This is a genomic window from Streptomyces luteireticuli, assembly GCF_041519305.1.
In the GTDB taxonomy this organism is placed as follows: Bacteria; Actinomycetota; Actinomycetes; order Streptomycetales; family Streptomycetaceae; genus Streptomyces; species Streptomyces luteireticuli.
In genome coordinates this window covers 66,920-82,972 of sequence record NZ_CP167928.1, presented here as the reverse complement: position 1 = coordinate 82,972, position 16,053 = coordinate 66,920, and the positions used below count along the sequence as shown (strand labels likewise).

Annotated in this window: 14 protein-coding genes; 7 read left to right on the top strand and 7 right to left on the bottom strand. The window is 68.0% G+C overall.

What is annotated here, in order from left to right:
- Positions 1-22: 22 nt before the first annotated feature.
- The 4 genes from AB8735_RS35920 to AB8735_RS35905 form a co-directional block, all read right to left on the bottom strand.
- Entirely contained in the window at positions 23-472 is a 450-nt protein-coding gene (locus AB8735_RS35920) for a hypothetical protein (protein ID WP_372412060.1), read from the bottom strand.
- Positions 473-868: 396 nt separating this feature from the next.
- A complete protein-coding gene (locus tag AB8735_RS35915; RefSeq protein ID WP_372412059.1) occupies positions 869-1,954 on the bottom strand; it encodes a hypothetical protein in 1,086 nt (361 codons plus the stop codon).
- Positions 1,951-2,811, bottom strand: coding sequence for a ParA family protein (locus AB8735_RS35910; protein WP_372412058.1), 861 nt, complete (start codon positions 2,809-2,811; stop codon positions 1,951-1,953). Before AB8735_RS35910 ends, AB8735_RS35915 begins: the two co-directional genes overlap by 4 nt.
- A 2,259-nt stretch (positions 2,812-5,070) precedes the next feature.
- Positions 5,071-5,538, bottom strand: coding sequence for a hypothetical protein (locus AB8735_RS35905; protein ID WP_372412057.1), 468 nt, complete (start codon positions 5,536-5,538; stop codon positions 5,071-5,073).
- A 150-nt stretch (positions 5,539-5,688) separates the two neighbouring features.
- Here AB8735_RS35905 and AB8735_RS35900 point away from each other — a divergent pair, with 150 nt between their 5' ends.
- The 3 genes from AB8735_RS35900 to AB8735_RS35890 all read left to right on the top strand — a co-directional run bounded on the left by AB8735_RS35900 (position 5,689) and on the right by AB8735_RS35890 (position 8,294).
- Positions 5,689-5,997, top strand: coding sequence for a transposase (locus tag AB8735_RS35900; RefSeq protein WP_372404934.1), 309 nt, complete (start codon positions 5,689-5,691; stop codon positions 5,995-5,997).
- Positions 5,994-6,914 carry an IS3 family transposase gene (locus tag AB8735_RS35895; RefSeq protein ID WP_372404936.1) on the top strand — a complete coding sequence of 307 codons (921 nt, stop codon included), beginning with the start codon at positions 5,994-5,996 and terminating at the stop codon, positions 6,912-6,914. The genes AB8735_RS35900 and AB8735_RS35895 overlap by 4 nt, the downstream gene beginning before the upstream one ends.
- Positions 6,915-7,472: 558 nt before the next feature.
- A complete protein-coding gene (locus AB8735_RS35890) occupies positions 7,473-8,294 on the top strand; it encodes a S1 RNA-binding domain-containing protein (protein WP_372412056.1) in 822 nt (273 codons plus the stop codon).
- A 478-nt stretch (positions 8,295-8,772) separates the two neighbouring features.
- Here the strand turns inward: AB8735_RS35890 and AB8735_RS35885 are convergent, their stop codons facing one another.
- Positions 8,773-9,783, bottom strand: a complete 1,011-nt coding sequence (locus AB8735_RS35885; protein ID WP_372412055.1) for a hypothetical protein — start codon at positions 9,781-9,783, stop codon at positions 8,773-8,775.
- Between the two features lie 596 nt (positions 9,784-10,379).
- Between AB8735_RS35885 and AB8735_RS35880 the strand changes: the two genes are divergently transcribed.
- From AB8735_RS35880 to AB8735_RS35865, 4 genes are all read left to right on the top strand, one after another.
- A complete protein-coding gene (locus AB8735_RS35880; protein WP_372412054.1) occupies positions 10,380-10,979 on the top strand; it encodes a hypothetical protein in 600 nt (199 codons plus the stop codon).
- A 69-nt stretch (positions 10,980-11,048) separates the two neighbouring features.
- On the top strand, positions 11,049-12,581 hold the full coding sequence (locus tag AB8735_RS35875; protein ID WP_372412053.1) for an ISKra4 family transposase: 1,533 nt from the start codon (positions 11,049-11,051) through the stop codon (positions 12,579-12,581).
- A gap of 92 nt (positions 12,582-12,673) precedes the next feature.
- On the top strand, positions 12,674-13,207 hold the full coding sequence (locus AB8735_RS35870; RefSeq protein ID WP_372412052.1) for a CbrC family protein: 534 nt from the start codon (positions 12,674-12,676) through the stop codon (positions 13,205-13,207).
- 276 nt (positions 13,208-13,483) lie between these two features.
- Positions 13,484-13,798 carry a hypothetical protein gene (locus AB8735_RS35865; RefSeq protein WP_372412051.1) on the top strand — a complete coding sequence of 105 codons (315 nt, stop codon included), beginning with the start codon at positions 13,484-13,486 and terminating at the stop codon, positions 13,796-13,798.
- A 167-nt stretch (positions 13,799-13,965) separates the two neighbouring features.
- Here AB8735_RS35865 and AB8735_RS35860 read toward each other — a convergent pair whose 3' ends face one another.
- Positions 13,966-14,451 (bottom strand): hypothetical protein, encoded by a 486-nt coding sequence (locus AB8735_RS35860; protein WP_372412050.1) that lies wholly within the window; start codon positions 14,449-14,451, stop codon positions 13,966-13,968.
- Positions 14,452-14,729: 278 nt separating this feature from the next.
- The gene (locus tag AB8735_RS35855; RefSeq protein ID WP_372412048.1) at positions 14,730-16,010 is read right to left on the bottom strand and encodes a transcriptional regulator; all 1,281 of its coding nucleotides are present in this window, start codon (positions 16,008-16,010) and stop codon (positions 14,730-14,732) included.
- Between the last annotated feature and the right edge of the window lie 43 nt (positions 16,011-16,053).

The window sequence follows — 16,053 nt, the reverse complement described above, 5'->3', positions numbered from 1 at the left end:
CTGGTGGCGCGGGACGGGGTTGTCATGCGGAGGCGGGCTCGGGGGCCTGCTCGCGTGCCCGGCGGCGGGAGGGGAGTTCCTCGAACCACTTGCCGATCGGCGCGAAGTAGAAAGGCTCGTCGGAGAGTTTGAACAGGGCCTGGCAGTACGGGCCGGGGCCGGTGGCCAGTGTGCAGCCGGTCTGATGGATGAACAGGCCGCTGTCCGGTGCGATGTCGTCGGGGATCGCTGCACGGGCGGTCTCGACCGTTATGGCCTCCCAGACGCGCAGTGCCTGGTCCTGGTTGGCCGGGCGGCGTTCCTCGGGCCAGACGAGACGTTTGAGGGCCCCGTAGAGGCGGACGAGGACGATGTCGTTCTCCACGAGGTAGGTGGCGTCGATGACGCCTTCGGCCGCCGCGTCGCGAGCGACCTTCGGCAGGACGCCTGCCTCGGAGGCGATCTTGCGCAGGGACCAGGTCTCGGATCGCATGTCTTTCCCTCTCCTTGGGCTCTCACTGTATCTGATCGGGACTCACTTTGTGGAACTGACAGAACCAAGTGGGCGTGTCGGCGAAGCGTCCGCCGAGTGGGAGGCAGTGCCTCAAATCCGCCTGAATGCTTGATCTCTGGCCTTTTCGAGCGCTTGCCGGAGGAAGAGCGGGTGGGCCTGACAGGGCGTAAGTGAAACTGTCAGAGTCGTAGTGTGTGCAGGAGCCGGACAGTGGGAACGCACGACAGCATCACTGACGAACCCATCGCATGCATGACCGCATGTCAAAGTGCATGCATGACCGCAAGAGTGAATGTGAAGACGTGAAGACCGATAGCCGGAAGAGGCGGACACCCAGATGGTGTCCGCCTCTTCCGGCTATCGGGTCCTGCAGGGTCAGCCCTCTATGGGCCCCTCGGCCTCCAGGACGTCGAGGAACGCGTCCACTGCGGCGCAGACGACGTCGATGACGATGCCGTGCCGGTAGCCCCGCAGCGACTGCCGCAACCCGTTCAGCAACTCGGCCGACACCGGGCTCACACTGAACTGCGCGCTCCGGCCGGCCGGGTGCTCCCCGTCCCACCGTTCGATCAACCACTCGTTGGCCAGCGCCACTTGCTCCTCCGCGCTCTTCGGCAGCGAGCGCAGAGCGGCGTCAAGGTAATGCCCCGCCGACAGACGGCCGCGCCCCGACGAAGCGGCATCGGCCTCCGCCCGGTCCTTGAGCCGGGTAACAGTCTCCGGGACCAGACGCCCCGACCACATCCCCCAGTTCCGGCCGGTGCGCTGGGCAGCGAACGACGCCAGCACCGCAGCCTGGGCCGGCTTCTCCTTCCTGCTCGAGCGCTTGGGCTTCGCAGCCCGCAGGACGGGAGGCTCGGCAGAGACCGCCGAAAACGTCGGCCCCTCGTTCACCCGCACCGACGTGCGCACGGTGCGCTGCGCCGGGTCAGGCCTCCGGGGCGTGGGGGCAGCCTGTGCGACCGGCACGTCCTCGAGGATCAAAGGTGTCGGTTCTGCGGGTGACACCGGTACCGGCTCGGCAGGAGCCACATCCGCGGAAGCCACCTCGGCAGGAGCCGACTTGGCAGACGTCGGCTCTGCCGGTGCCACCTGGGCGGGTGCCGCCTCGGGGATCTCCGCAGACACGGCCGGAACCGCAGAGACGACAGGCGTCACCTCGGGTTGCGGGACTGTCTGCTCCGCAACGGGCGACGGAACGACCGGCGGCGCCTCCGCTGCCGACGTCCGCTGCTCCTCCGGTGCGGGAGCGGGAGTGGCCGTTGCTGCGGGATCCGCAGAGGAGCGGGGGGCGGGCTCGGTGGCCGGCGACGGCACGTGCGGCTCGTCGACCGGCATCACCGACTGCCGCTCCTGCTCGGCCTCCTCGTTTCCGAGGAAACCGCCCTCGTCGGCGTCGTTCCCCACATGTTCGACGGCCGCGAAGTTGAACTGGCGCTTTTTACCCCGGCGCGTGCTCATGCGTCACCCGCTTTCTCCACCTCGGCCAGGCGGTCGAGAATCTCCTGCGTGAGGTCCTCGTACCACCGGCTGGCCGCATAGGACGGCTCGTCGATCACGATGGGACGGCTGACACCGTAGGACGCGGAGATCTGGTCGCTCGTGCGGATCTGCTTCTCGAAGGCCTTCAGATCCCACTTGACCAGGTACTCGTCCACCGCATCGCTCTCATCGTTGCGCTTCGACGGCGTCCGGGCCTCGTTGAGGATCGTGCCGAGGAACACCGGATGACACACACCCCCGGTCCGCTCGGGAACCTTGGCAGTGTTGTTCCGGACAACACGGGCACCATCGGCCGTCGCGATCCGCGGCGTGCAGACCGCGATGACGTAGTCGGCAGCCGCCAGGGCCACAGAAGCCAGCGCATCCGCCGACGGCGGCGTATCGATGAGAACGAAATCGAAGTCATCTTTCACCATCAGCAGCAACTGCCGAAGCGTCGACGTCGCTTCCCAACCCCGCTTCGCCACTTCGGTCTTGGCGCGCTCCGTCACACCCATGACCGACCCGATGACATGCAGCGACCCCGGTGTGTCGAAACCCTTCAACAGCACCGAACGGTCGATCAGCCGCTCCCGCAGCGATGCCATCGACGCCAGATCACCACTGTCATGCGCATCGATGTAATCGAGCAGAGCACTACCGATGTCCGCAGGCTTCTTGGCGAACGCACCGACCGACACTCCAAGCTGACCCTGAAGCTCAAGGTCGATCAGAAGAACCCGGGCCCCGCCACTGGCGAGCGACGCCCCGATGTTCACGGTGGTCGTGGTCTTGCCCACCCCACCCTTCTGACTGGCGACAACAAGAACCTTCATGGGGTGCCCTTCATCTGCATCACTCGCAGGCACAACGCCTGGACCGGTCTCACAGGACGCCGCCCGACCCCTACTTGAGACTGACAGCATCACCGAACTCCGGACAGATTAACAGTCAGCTCACCCTCATCCACACGATAGAGGGCGCTATGAGCGTGTCTCCGGGCCACCACCACATGAATAGCGGTACTGACAGCACCGACAAATCGGTTGATCTGCGCTGATGAGCCCCCAGAAACCTGCCCAGGACAGCCGTACGACCGCACGGACGACAGCACAAACCGCCATACCGCCGCCCGAATGCCTGCCGGCCCACCCGCCCGTCACACCGCAGGAACGCCTGCCGAAACAGGCGAACGACCGTCAATCCGCAGCACCGACCAACGGCACGCACAGCCGACAGCCCACCGGAACGCACGATGCTGCGCCGGCCTGACCGACCTGCTGCAGAAGTGACGGAACGCAGGAGCGCCCTGACGTCGGATCGTCCGGACGCCCGGATGCCTAGGCGTCACGCTGTCCGTCCCGGAGCGGGAGAGGACGAGCGAAAGCCCGGCAGAACGCACGGGGATCCACCGGAGTGTGTGCCCGGCCGGAATACGGCAGGACCGACCGGCCGCAGGAACGCCGGAGCAACTGTCCGTCAGGGAGCACCGGTGCTGGTGTGCCGGTCTGCACCAAAGGACGCGCGGCTGAGGGCCTGCCAGAACGGCCGCAAGCAGAACCGCACGCCCGTCTGTCACACCGTACGGCGGCACGCAGGGACGGACGCAGAGGCGACCGGATGACTGCCGGTACGGATGCACTGACGTCAGCCCGCCGGACAGAACGCAGGCAAGCACGGACGGACGCCCGCTAGAGCGCAGGAGACAGCGCATGCCTGCACGCCCGGATTGCAGGACGACAGACCAGATGCCTGGAGGAAAGACCGGACGAGCGGATGAGTGCAGGCACAATCGCGCTGCCGTCCGTACGCCAACAGGATCGCAGGACCGAGAGCATGAGCAGGTGCACGGACGCCTGAGCGCTCGTGTACCTGCAGGAGCGTGCATAGGAAAGCGTGAAGGCATGGATGCACACCTGAACGCAGTGAGCATTGTGCAGATGGCTGTCTGTGTGTCCGGAGGAGTGCCTGCGCCTGTGCGTGACCGTAAGCATGACTGTGTGCAGGGATGAACGTTCAAGTGCATCACTTGGTGTGTAGGAGACGGCAGGTATGTGAGTGCGAGAGAAAGCTCGCGTGACCGGATGCAAGAGAGGAGGGGAGATCGAAGAACAGAGAGTGTGAAGGGATGTGAGCAGGGATGCGCGAATGGAAGAGAGACCGCATGCCCAGGGGAATGGATGGGCGGATGAATGAACCAGGTGCTGAGCGTACGACTGTGAGGGTCACTGCCTCGGTGAATGGAGAGAGGAAGGAGAGAGGGGGCGAGTGGAGGGCTGCGCGAATAGAAGAAGTTAAGAGTGAGGGAGTGAACGTGGGCTTGGACGGTCGAGTGAACAAAGAGAGGAAGGAAAGGGGGAGGGAGCGAACGGATGCTGGTGGGGAGGAGAGTGAGCAAGAGGGTGTGAGTGCAGGAGTGGGGTAATGATCGAGTTGTTGTGAGAGTTGACGAGAGTGTTGATGGAGGAGTTAGAGCATGAGAGGACAGTCGCATCGAGGATCGACTCTATGGATGATCAATAGAAGGTGCTTCTGCACGTAGAGCCGCAAGAGTTGATGCATGCGTTGGTGCATGATTGAACGCAAGATAGATTGAGACTTTGTGAAAACCGGTTGGGTGGCCCGTCCCGTGGCTTCACCCCACAGGCTGGAGCCGACGGACGCGTCCCCACCACAAACCTCCAGGCTCCCACTGAAGCCAGGCTGCTCGTGACAACCGCACATCAGACTGCAGTCACATAGAAGACCCAACCCGCCGGCTCCGGCTGCCCAAAGCAGGGACCGGCAACGGGAAAGCCCAGCCCTTCGCCTCCTGGCCCGCCGCAGCCAGAACCCGGACGTGACACAACAGGCCCCCGGACCACCAGCCGCTCGGAAGCCTGCCGCACCGAACGCACGACAGCTCGTCGATCTCGCCGGAGAGGAGTCTGACACTCCACACGAAAAGGGCTGCTGGAGCCCTTTGGTCTTGAGCACGGACCAGGGGGGGCGGGGGCGCCCGGTGCGGAAAACCGATGCACCGGACGCTCCGCCCAGCGCCCCACCCTGCTGTGCAGCCGGAGCAGTCCACGGCGGGAGATCTGCGAGGCCGGCGGTCAGGCGACTACTGACCTCCGTGTAGTGCGCGCACCAGGCGCATGCATGCCCTGGATGAGGTCGTGCACGTATCGGCGGGGCATGCCGAGCCGTGCGGCAATCTCGCCGTCGGGGACACCGAAGGCCGCCAGGTGTGCGATCTCCGAACGCCGGTAAGCGGCCAGCTCGTCCCGACCGCAGTTCTCCCGCACACCGGTATCCGGCATGCATGCCGGATCATCGATGTCGTCCCAAGCGGCAGGCGGCTCCCAACCGTGCTTGCTGGCCCAGGACTTGGCCCGCACCACTCCCGCACGCGAAACGCCCAGCTCGACGGGATCGGCATTCCACAGCCGGGTGTAGGCCGCTGTGATGGCCTGGGCCACGGAGACACGCACATATACACGCCGCCCTTGCCGGATCGCCCCGACGGTCTCCCCGCTGACCCCGACCACCTCAGCAAGCAGCTCCAGCGTGAAACCGACCACCGAGAGAGCCTGAAGCCGACGACGCGCCCCGACGGCGTCGACGAGTCCCTCGCGAGCACTCCGATAGCCACGACGCGGAACTGAGCTTCCCCCGAGATGCGGAGTCAGTTGACAGAGGGTCAGATGGGACTCATGAGAGGACCTTCGACCATGGCTGCCCCGAGAAGATATCCGCTGGAGTTGCGTGAGCGTGCGGTGCGGATGTACCGCACCTCCGACCCGAGGCCGCAGATCAAGAAACTGGCCGTCGACCTCGGCGTGCATCCGGAGGCCCTGCGCGGCTGGATCCGCCAGGCCGAGGCCGATGCCGGCGAGCGCGACGACCGGCTCACCACCGACGAGCGGGCCGAGCTCACGGCCCTGCGCAAGGAGAACGCCCAGCTCAAGCGGGCCAACGACGTGCTGCGGACGGCCTCGGCGTTTTTCGCGGCGCAACTCGACCCGACCCGGCCCAGGTGACGGCGCTCGTTGACGAGCATCCCCGCCTGGGGGTCGAGTGCGTACTCCGGGAGCTCCACATCCCTTCCGCCACTTACTACCGCTGGCGCCGCGCGGAGAAGGAGCCGTGCGAACGGCGCCGCCGGGACGTCGAGCTGACCGAGCAGATCCGCACGATCCACGCCGACTCCGGCGGGATCTACGGCTCGCCGCGGGTGCACGCCGTCCTCAAACGGGAGGGCGTCCGCGTGGGCCGCAAGCGGGTCGAACGGCTGATGCGCGAGGACGGTCTTGCGGGCGTGAGCCCACGCCGCAAGAGCGGCTTCACGCGCCGGGACCCGAAGGCCACCTTGGCCCCGGACCTGGTCAACCGGGACTTCACCGCACCCGCGCCGAACCGGCTGTGGGTCACCGACCTCACAATGGTTCCGACCGGCGAGGGGCCGCTGTGGCTCTCGGCGATCCGCGACGCGTTCTCCCGCCGGGTGGTCGCCTGGGAGACCTCCGCCCGCGCCGATGCGGACCTGGTGCTGACCACCCTCGAGTACGCCCTCTCGTCCCGCGAGGTCGAGCCGGGCAAGCTCATTCACCACGCCGATCACGGCTGTCAATACACGTCCATCAAGCTCACGACCCGGTTGGTGCGGGCGGGAATTGAGGCGTCCATGGGGTCCGTGGGGGACTCGTACGATAACGCCCTCGCGGAAAATCTGTGGATGCTGATCAAGACCGAGGGCCTGCGCGGCCGCACCTTCGCCACACGTGCCGAGGCGAACCTCGCGCTCTTCGAGTACATCGACGGTTTCTATAACCCCCGCCGCATCCAAGAACGGCTCGGCTACCTCAGCCCGATCGAGTTCGAGGAGAAGCACTACACCGACCAGGCGACGGCCGAACCAGCGAACCTGAACACCCATCAACCCGTCCCGACCTGCTGATCAGCAACTCTCACGCAGCGGGGGAACCTCAGAACCGGCACCCCCAGGACGGCAGCAGCCGTGTCACGATGGACGGCCGCGCGACGGCCCGAGACGATGCCCGCGACAGTCGAGGCGGACAGACCACCGCGCGCGGCGATGTCGTGCACAGGCATACCGGCCCGCAGCAGACGCAGCGCGTGAGCCTGAGCATCACGGGCCGGCACCGTAGCCCGGATCCCCTTACGACGGTCGGATTGACCAGCCCGACGGGCGCGTTCAGCAGCTGCGCGGCACTCGGGCCGTGCACATCCGTACCGACGGCAAGAAGCCATCCCATGCCGCACACGGGACTTCAAAGGCCTGGCCATGAGCACTCCTCATGTGATGAAGGAACGGGCCGCCCACACGATGCGAGCAGCCCAGGACGAAAGAAACAGGCGGGCAAGTGACCCACTGACGGGCCCAACCCGCACACACGGGAACTGGCAACCACCCGCAGGAAGCCCCAGCGAGAAGCCGATGCATCTGCACCGCTTCTGCGCTCAGTTGGGGAATGCCGCGGGCTAGGCTTCGCCCGTGCCTGAAGCTGCCTCCGACCCCCGCCTGCGATCCTTGTTCAACCGGCTGGAACCAGGACCGGTGAGACGAGCGCACGTCATCGGCTTCGACGGGCCGGATGTCCTCGTGCACCTTGAGGGAACGGAGGGACGGAACAGCGAAGTCGGGCGGATCCCCGAGCTTGAGGTGTCGATGCGTCGCATCGAGCACCCTTCGGAGATCCTCGAGCTGGGCCAGGAGATCGAGGCCGAAGAGATCGGACGCTGGCGCGAAGGCCAGCTGCACCTGTCAGCAAGGGCTTGTGAAAACCGGGCGCTGCGGTCCTTCCTCATCGGCATGCGCCCAGGACAGATCGTCTCGGGGACGGTATCCGAGGTTCACGACTTCGGGGTCTTCGTCCACCTGGACGGCGAGCCGGATGGCCTCTGCACAGGATTCATCCGAGTACCGGACCTTTCCTGGTCACGGATCGCCTCCCCCTCAGAAGCCGTGGAATCCGGGCAGCGGATCGCCGCCAAGGTGATCACGTCCGAGACACGGCAAGGCCAGGTCACCGTCTCGTTGAAAGCCCTCCAGGACGACCCGCTCGTCGACTTCGCCTCCCAGGCAGGCCGGATCATCAGCGGAACGATCACAAAGGTCCTCCCCTTCGGCGTCGTTGTGCAGGTCGCCCCCGATGTCGAAGGCCTTCTCCACATGACAGAACTGACTGCGGAGTCCACCGACATCCCTGACCTCCACGTAAGGGAAGGAGGATCAATCAGAGTGCAGGTAACGGAAGTTGACCACCAGTGCCACCGGGTCAGCCTTCACGCAGTCGCGAACGACACGCCCAACTGACCCCGCCAGCCATCAGCAGGGGAGAACGGCTCAAATCCGATGCTGGCCACATCGAAGGCCGCAGCTGGGTGTGCAACTCGGACGTCGGGCCCAGCGAAGGCAGCGCTGTGACCGCGTCGCCTTGTACGGGATGGGAGGCCTGGGACAGACATCTGGATGGCACTGTGTGTTCGTCCCGGGGCGGAGCTGTGGCTCGAAGGGCTGGTGTTGAGCCAGCTGTGCGGGCTGTTCCAGGGGCCGGCGGTCGAGGCTGGCAAGTCGTGCTCCCAGCCGGGCCGGAGCCGTGGGCGCCCCAGCCGTCCCGGGCACCCGTGGGCATCTTGAGTCCCACCTGGGCCGCGGCGCAGGCCGCGTCATAGACGTGCGCCCGGCTCTTGGGCGGTTGCGGGGACGGGAGTGGGCGGCCCGCATGGTGGTGCGGGCCGCCCACTCGGTGGAGGCAGACGTGGCCTGTTGTCGTTGCCGGTGCGGTGTTCTGTCAGGCGGGGCTGTTCTGGGCTGCCCATGCGGCGAGGTGCTTCTCGTAGGCGTCGTGCCAGGCCTGAGGGTCATGGCCGGCCTGTTCTGCCGCGTGCCAGGCCAGTTCGCCGAACTCGCCGCTGTCCAGTTCCACGGCGAGGGTGGTAATGGTCGTGTGCAGCAGGTCGGGTGCGGCCTTCGCCAGCGCTTCCAGGAACCGGTAGGCGATCCAGGACCGGCCTCCGGCGAGGGCGTAGGCGGCCAGGGCGGCGGGGTCGCCGGTAGCGGCGGAGAACACGTCGGTCGTGGACCGCAGGATCTGCTGCAGAAGGTCGACGGTGAAATCGTCGACGAGCTTGGCGCTTGCGTCCGTTCCGGACAGCACTTGCCGGTCGTGCGGTGCAGTGGGGTCGAGGCTGGTCTGCCACTGTGCGCGGGCGGCGGCGGGGTCCATCGTGTCCTCGGGGGCGCGCGGCAGCAAGGGCATCTGCAGGCCGAGCAGGTTGTGGCCGATGACGATGAGCGGGGCCGTGGGGTTGGCCTGCCAGGTGGTGACGGCGTAGCCGCCGGCCTGCCAGCGGGCGAGGAGTTTGCTGTTCCAGCAGGCGGCCGTTACTTGCTCAAGGGGAGCATCGAGGGCTGTGACGGTCAGGGCTCGCCAGTCGGGCCAGTCGGTGGAGGAAGTTTCCACGGGCAGCCGGGAGCGGCCCGGTTCCGGGGCGAAGGTCAGGGTGTGGTCGTCGACGGTGAGGGTGATGCGGGCATTCTCCCGGCAGCCTTCCACCCAGGAGGTCACAGTGTCGAGGTCGTCGGCGGCGATGGTGCGAGCCCAGACCGGGCCGTCGGAGTCCTCGGTGAGAGGCTCCCGGGCGACAGCGAGCGTGTGCCGGTCACTGGCGATGGCGTGCAGGTGGCAGCCGTCGCTGTCCAGGCGCAGGCCGCGGAGCCCGCGCTGCCCGGAATGGACGCCGAGGTGCGGACGGGTCTTCCTGATCAGCTCGGTGAACTGGTAGGTGGTGAGCGTGGTCAACGATGCCTCCGAGAAGGTTGATTGGGATGGCGGGTCCGGAAGCTGTCCGGCTCCCTGCCCGCCTTTCGCCCGGGCTGGCGTCGGCCGGGGCGAAAGGGGGACGGGCAACCATCAGACGCTGCGGCGGATTTCGTCAGCGCGCTGTTCGTGGAACCCGGCCTACTCGCGGTGACCGGTCTCGTCGGACGCCGGGCTTTGGCCTGGTAGGACCTGATCAGCAAAGCGGCATGGCCGGGCGGCGGACGCTTGAGTACGCGCTGTTCGGGCGGCCTGCCCCGTACTCGACTCCCGGGTTGGGTGAAGTTCGAGTACGACGCAGGGTGTCCGGGTCAGGGGCGGATATCGGGAACATCCCCGCGTGCGCGGGGACCACAGGCCGTGACCTGGGCCTTTACAACGAGGGGGCGAGGTTTTTACTCACTTTCGCTGAGTCTGACATTTAGTGCTTCTCTGCTGAATGGGGCGTGCTGATGAGGGTGTTGCTGGGCAAGTAGCGTAGCCCGAAGGTGCACTGATCTCTCGTTGGTCTCTGCGCTTGCGGAGATGGGTGCGGATCCTTTCAAGGGAATGGCTGAGTCGGCGGGACGCTGACGGGGGTGTGCTCGGGGCTGCTCGTCTCTACCGTGGCGGTGGAGGAGGGGTGGCGGATGGGCTCGCTGTTCGAGGAGTTGGAGGCTCGTGAGGCGGCCGCCCGGGTGCGGGTGGAGGGGCTTGAGGCCGAAATCGCCGCAATGGCCGGGAAGTTGGAGGTGGCCCGGGAGGGGCTGGAGCGGTTGCGGATCGCCCGGGAGACGGTCGCCGAGGTGATGGCCGAGATGTCGGCGGACGCGCCGGCGGTGCAAGCGGAGGGGCCCGAGACCGAGGCAGTGGACGAGGTCCGGGAGCCGTCGCCGTACGCGGGTGCGGAACGGCGGGTGGTGGGTGTGCTGGCCGTGCCGAAGTGGCAGCCGGGCATGGACGTGAGCGTGCTGCCTCGGGTGTACCAGGACATCCTGGAGGTCGTTGCGGATGCTCCGGGGCCGGTGCGGGCGAAACAGGTCGTGCCGAGGATCGGGCTTCCCGCACAGACCGGGAAGATCGAGGGCACGCGGTCGAAGCTGAAGCGGCTGGTCGAGCGGGGCTGGCTGGACGAGGACGAACCGGGGCTGTTCACGCCTGCGCGCCGCAGGACGGCCGCATCGCCCAACACCTCGTAGTGGAGGGGCTCTTCTGTCTACAGTCGTAGGTGCCAACCAGTGACCTGCAGGACGAGAAGAGCCCCGAGGATGGAACCGTACGCCGCCAACAGTGCCGCTGACCCCTTTGCCCGCTCCCTGAGTGCCTTCGAATCGCTGACACGCACGCTGTCAGGCCCGCCCGCCGCTGACTGGACCCACGCTGAGCTGGAGGAGTGTCTGGAGGAGGCGGGCCGGGAGCTGCTGCGGCAGCTGCTGCAGGACCATCTCGACCTGCGTGCTCTGCGGGAGGAGAGCGAGGTCCGGGCCGGAGCCCGTCCGGCTGTGGTGGGGCCGGAGGGGCGGACGCGGCCCTGGCGGGAGCCGGGGCATACGCGTTACCTGGCCTGCCTGTTCGGTCTGGTGCAGGTGCGCCGGGTGGCTCACCGGGGCCCCGGACTGCCCAACGTGCACCCAGCCGACCGGCAGCTCGCGCTGTCGGCGGGCCGGCACTCGATGGGACTGCGCCGCCTGGCGGTCACCGAGGCGGTGCGCGGCTCCTTCGACCAGGCCGCGGAGGCGGTCGAGCGCCGCTGCGGAAGGGTGCTCGGCAAACGCCGCCTGGAAGAACTCGTCACCGCGGCGGCCGTGGACGTCGCCGCCTTCTATCAGGCGAGGGTCCCCGTTCCGTGCAGCCGGGACATGCCGCTGGTTCTCCAGGCGGACGGCAAGGGGGTGGTGATGCGGCCCGAGGCTCTGCGTGAGGCCACCCGCAAGGCGGCCGAGAAGAACGCGGGCACCCATCGGGGCCGGCTCGCGCCGGGCGAGAAGCCGAACCGCAAGCGAATGGCCACCGTGGCCTGCGTCTTCGACACCCGCCCCGCCCCGCGGCGGCCGCATGATGTGATCCACCCGCCCGGTGGCCGCAGTGGCGAGCGCGCTGTCCGTCCGGGACCGCGGGCCGAGCACAAGTGGTGCACCGCCTCGCTCGTCCATCCGCCGCAGGTCCTGATCGCGAACGCCTTTGCCCAGGCCGAGGCCCGCGACCCGCACCACACCAGAACCTGGATCGTGCTGGTCGACGGCGCCCGCCACCAGCTCGACCTCATCCACACCGAGGCCGAGCGCCGGGGCATCCGCATCCACGTCCTGCTGGACTTCGTGCACGTGAGCGAGTACTTGTGGGCTGCGGCGCACGCCTTCCACCTGCCAGGCAGCCGCGAGGCCGAGACGTGGGCCGCTGGCCATCTGACCGCGATTCTCGCCGGTCACGCCGCCCGCACCGCTGACGAGATCGTCGCCGAGGCCGACCGGGCCGGGCTGTCGGCGGCCCGGCGCGAAGCGGTCGACGCCTGCCACCGCTACCTCACGGGCCACCTCGATCAACTCCGCTATGACACCGCTCTGGAGGCCGGCTGGCCGATCGCCACGGGTGCGGTCGAGGGGGCCTGCCGGCACTTGATCGCCGACCGTCTCGACATCACCGGAGCACGCTGGGGCCTCGCCGGCGCCGAAGCCGTCCTCCAGCTCCGCGCCGTCGTCGCGAACGGCGACTTCGACTTCTACTGGCGCTTCCATGCCGCCCGCGAGCACCAGCGCCTCTACCCCGGGCCCCACCAGCAGGAATACGAACTCACCGCTTGATCACAGCCCCTCCTTGCGGAGAGACTGCAGACCATGGAGTTCATCGGCGGGGCCGTCGGCACCCAGATCAACAGCGACGTCCAGGGGCAGCAGTGAGCGTCAGCCTGCCCTTCTTCCGCTACCACCCCGATCCCCTGGCCACCGGATCCGTCCGGGCGAGTGCCGAGACATGCGTCTGCTGCGACCGCAGCACGGGATGGATCTACACCGCGACCTTCTACACCGCCCAAGAAACCAACGGGAACTTCTGCCCCTGGTGCATCGCCGACGGCGCCGCCGCCGAACGCTTCGCTGGTGAGTTCACCGACGCCTACGGGCTCGACGGCGTCAGCGAGGAGACCCTGCACGAGGTCACCCGCCGCACCCCGGGCTTCCACGCCTGGCAGGATCCGCACTGGCTCGTCCACTGCCAGGACGCGGCCGCTTTCATCGGCGAGGTCGGATACACCGAGCTGGCGGCGCACTCCGAGGCCCTCGACCAGCTCCGCCTCGACCTACGGATGGACGGCTGGCACGACGCCTCCCAGCTGGAACACTTCCTGACCCACCTCGGTCAGGGGGCAAGCGCCATGCTTTTCCGCTGCACCGTATGCGACACCCATATCGCCTACGCCGACGCTTCTTGACCCACGCCGACGCCAGCAACCGCGAAACCGAGCCGATCCTCCCTTCAAAGGATCCGCACCCTGCGGAGATGCACCCGTGCTTGAGTCCTCCGCTTGCTTGGCGGTGAACCGCTGGCACTCCAACCCGTTCCGGGCGACCGGCTCTGCTCTCCGTCCGCGTGGAGATGATCCGCTGTTCGCCGAATTGAGGGTCTGCACGCGGCGTTGCTCACCGTTTTCTGCAGGTTGGGGGCTGTCTTCGGGTTCGCGACGACTGCTGATCCCCATGATGGGCAGATGACGACGTGGATGCGCTGCTACTGGGACGAGGAAGATGTCTGGTTCTACTTCGAGGTCGATTCCGAAGGTTGGGTGACCCGGCAGGTCGAGCTTCGTGGGCCTGAAGGGACCCCGCTCACAGCGGCGTCCCTGGAGGAATGGCAGCGGGCCCAGCAGGCAGGATGTCTGGCTGCGTACGCGAGGGAGTACGGCCTTACAGCAGAGCTCCCTGTCTCGCAGTGGGAAGGCCACGAGCCCGTTGAGCTGACCTCGCAGGAATTCGAAGAGACTTGGGATGTCGCCCGTCGGCAGATCGCCTCCCGGCCCCGCTGACCTCTCAGCCCTGCTCGGGAGCATTCCCGGGTATCCACTGGCCCATCGCTTCGACCATGGCCGGGGCCCCGGTGCCTGGGCTGGGCGGGCGGTCGTAGCAGCGCGCGGTGCCGTGAGCTCGTGGAGTCGTCGATGACGCGGACCGTACTGGCGAGAGGACGTCCGGGTCAGCGATGGATGTCGTTGTGAGCGCGGGCGAACATCCCGCGCTGGTGGCTGGTGTTGTAGTTCTCGGTGTAGGTGACCGGGCCTTCGTAGATGTGGGTGGAGACGGCAGTCCGGGCACGGGAGACGGCGCTGCCGATGGCTGTGGCGAGTATGGCGGCGCCGGTGAGCGGCAACGTGACCATGAGAACGCCGGTGAGAGTGACAGCAGCCAGGCCGTGAGGAACCAGCCAGGCCCCGCAGCCGATGCCGGTGATACCGGCGCCGACGCCAACAGCAGTGACTGCGATCCCCGTTGCCCAGGCAGGCACGATCCGGCGGTCGTCCTGCTTCACGGGCGGGGCGGATCCGTACGCGGGGACGAGGGAGTCGTCGCGGTAGGAGGTGGGGAACTGAGGCTCGGGACGGTACGCCTCGGCGATGAGGCGGTGGGCTTCGGTGGCGGCCTCGGACTCGGGCAGGCCGTGCTGGGTGTGCAGGGGGTCCATCGGGATTCTCCGATCACGCGGAAAGTGGAGCGCCCTCCTGGCTGTGGTGGCCGGGAGGGCGCGTGGGGGAGAGGCATGCACGGCGGCGAGAGGGCTCCGCCGGGGCCGTCCGGCGGAGCCCTTCGCCACCGCACGGCAGGGGAGTGGGGCTGGCGGACGGGTAGTCACCGCACCCGTTCCCCGGGCATCCTCGGGCCGACAAGCGCGGGGAGGAGGACGGGTGGAGTTCGTTTTCGAGTGCGGGTGGTGCGGCGGGGACAACTACCTCGGCGTGGACTTCACGCGGGCGGGGCGTCCCACATGGCCAGGACCTCGGCGACTTCCGGCACGCGGCGGTGATGCCGCAGGGCGGCCAGGACCACGTTGCCGCGCTCGGCCGCGCGCGTCGACGGCACCGAGGCCGCCATGGCGAACATGCGGCTCGCCTGCGCGGCCGCCTCCTCCATCTCGTTCGCGTCCAGGAGCGCGGTAACCAGCCAGGAGGTGTACAGGGCGTACTCGCGGACGTGGGTCGGGTCGTAGCCAGCCAGCACGCCGCGCAGCAGTGGGACGGCCCACAGCGGGCGGTGGAGCTGGGTGGCGACCCGGGCCTGCATGACCTTCTGCTCCGCCGAGTCGACCCAGTACAGCCACAGCCGGTCGTCGGCCTCGCGCGGGTCGGCGTCAGTGATCTGCTGCATCGCCTCCCCCATCGCCCGCAGTGCCGTCCGGTCGTCCCTGACCAGCGCGCTCGTCCACGCCAGCCGGGCCGACGTCAGCGACCGTGCCACCAGCGGGACATCGGAACCGGCCGCGGCCTCGGCTGCCTGCACCAGCTCGACGCCCCGCCGCGCGTCGCCAGAGTTCGCCACCCAGTAGCCCCAGGAGCCGAGGAGATGCGCGGCCAGGGCCCCGTCCCCGGCCTGGCGGGCAGCCGACGCGCCGAGGCGGAAGAGCGGTTCGGCATTGACCCGGCCGCCGGTGTCGGTGGCCACCCAGCCCGCGAGCTGCGCCATCTCGGCGACGGCGACCAGCAGGCGCCGCCCCACCTCCTCGGTGTGGGAGGTCTGGTTGAACAGGTTCACCGTCTTGCGCAGCTCGCGCACGCACGTCTCGACCAGGTCTCCCCCGGCCAGGACGTCGTCGGCCAGGCGCATGCCGTGCACCCGGCGCAGCAGCGCCTCCGCGTCGTCCATGCCGACCCGGCGCCCCGCCTGCGTGCCGCACGGGGCGAGGAGTTCACCGGGCGGAAGGAGGGAGGCCAGGACCTCGTCGGGGGTGGCGGTGGCGACGTGGCCGATCCTGCGGGCCGCCTTCGAGGCCGCGCGCGCGGCCTGCAAGCGGGCGACGGGCACGTTCAGGACGCTGGCGAGGTGCGGGAGCCAGAAGGGCCCGGTCGTGCGGCCCTCGTACTCCACCTCCCACCGCCACACCTCGGTACGGGTGATCGTGTTGCGGCCGGAGACGGCGACGAGGGCACGGGCGAGGTCGTCCTCCGCCCATCCCCCGCGCTGGCGCAGCGCGCGGATCAGCGGCCCCAGCCGCTCACCGGTCACCGGAGGTTCAAGCATCACAGACATGTGTACCCCTTCACGAGCAGCCAGGGGAGAGGGCAGGGTCAGT

What these genes read in the sequence shown, in the direction of transcription:
- AB8735_RS35860 (WP_372412050.1), bottom strand. Translation starts at nt 14,451, where the DNA reads ATGGACCCCCTGCACACCCAGCACGGCCTGCCCGAGTCCGAGGCCGCC.
- AB8735_RS35875 (WP_372412053.1), top strand. Translation starts at nt 11,049, where the DNA reads ATGGAACCGTACGCCGCCAACAGTGCCGCTGACCCCTTTGCCCGCTCC.
- AB8735_RS35865 (WP_372412051.1), top strand. Translation starts at nt 13,484, where the DNA reads ATGACGACGTGGATGCGCTGCTACTGGGACGAGGAAGATGTCTGGTTC.
- AB8735_RS35920 (WP_372412060.1), bottom strand. Translation starts at nt 472, where the DNA reads ATGCGATCCGAGACCTGGTCCCTGCGCAAGATCGCCTCCGAGGCAGGC.
- AB8735_RS35910 (WP_372412058.1), bottom strand. Translation starts at nt 2,811, where the DNA reads ATGAAGGTTCTTGTTGTCGCCAGTCAGAAGGGTGGGGTGGGCAAGACC.
- AB8735_RS35915 (WP_372412059.1), bottom strand. Translation starts at nt 1,954, where the DNA reads ATGAGCACGCGCCGGGGTAAAAAGCGCCAGTTCAACTTCGCGGCCGTC.
- AB8735_RS35900 (WP_372404934.1), top strand. Translation starts at nt 5,689, where the DNA reads ATGGCTGCCCCGAGAAGATATCCGCTGGAGTTGCGTGAGCGTGCGGTG.
- AB8735_RS35855 (WP_372412048.1), bottom strand. Translation starts at nt 16,010, where the DNA reads ATGTCTGTGATGCTTGAACCTCCGGTGACCGGTGAGCGGCTGGGGCCG.